1 protein-coding gene is annotated in these 881 nt (G+C 67.8%); it reads left to right on the top strand.

Features of this window, described 5'->3' with window-relative positions; genetic code table 11:
* Positions 1-881: NAD(P)/FAD-dependent oxidoreductase (locus GR702_RS21955; RefSeq protein ID WP_160987625.1), on the top strand; the 881-nt coding region annotated here is incomplete at both ends.

Below are 881 nucleotides of genomic sequence, written 5' to 3'. Positions count from 1 at the left end.
GTCGATGCCGAGGCACATGAACTGACGCTCTCGAACGGCTCCACGCTGTCGTACGGCAAGCTGGTCTGGGCGACCGGGGGCGATCCGCGCCGGCTTTCGTGCTCGGGCGCGGAGCTTGCCGGGGTCCATGCCGTGCGCACGCGGCAGGACTGCGACACGCTCATGGCCGAGGTGGACGCGGGCACCAGGAACATCGTGGTCATCGGCGGCGGCTACATCGGGCTGGAAGCGGCCGCGGTGCTTTCGAAGATGGGGCTCGAGGTCACGCTGCTCGAAGCGCTGCCCCGCGTGCTGGCGCGTGTCGCGGGTGAGGAACTTTCCGAGTTCTACCAGAAGGAACACCGCGACCACGGGGTGGACCTGCGCACCGGCGTCGCGGTCGATTGCCTCGAAGGCGACGGTCACAAGGTGACCGGCGTGAAGCTGGCGGACGGCGAGATCGTGCCGGCGCAGGCGGTGATCGTGGGCATCGGCATCGTGCCCGCCGTCGGCCCGCTGATCCTTGCAGGCGCGGCCGGGGCCAACGGTGTCGACGTCGACGAATATTGCCGCACCTCGCTGCCCGACATCTACGCCATCGGCGACTGCGCGGCTTTCGCCTGCGACTATGCCGGCGGCACCGTGATGCGCGTCGAATCGGTGCAGAACGCCAACGACATGGCGACCTGCGTGGCCAAGGCGATCTGCGGCGAGGAAAAGCCGTACAAGGCCTTCCCGTGGTTCTGGTCCAACCAGTACGACCTGCGTCTGCAGACCGCCGGCATCAACGTGGGCTTTGACCAGACGGTGATCCGGGGCGACATGGACGCGCGCAGCTTCTCGGTCGTCTACCTGAAGGACGGGCGCGTGGTGGCGCTGGACTGCGTGAATGCGGTCAAGGA

It is taken from the genome of Novosphingobium silvae (genome assembly GCF_009856825.1).
Taxonomy (GTDB): Bacteria; Pseudomonadota; Alphaproteobacteria; order Sphingomonadales; family Sphingomonadaceae; genus Novosphingobium; species Novosphingobium silvae.
The sequence above is the reverse complement of the archived record's forward strand: the minus strand, read 5'-3'. Positions and strand labels throughout refer to the sequence as shown.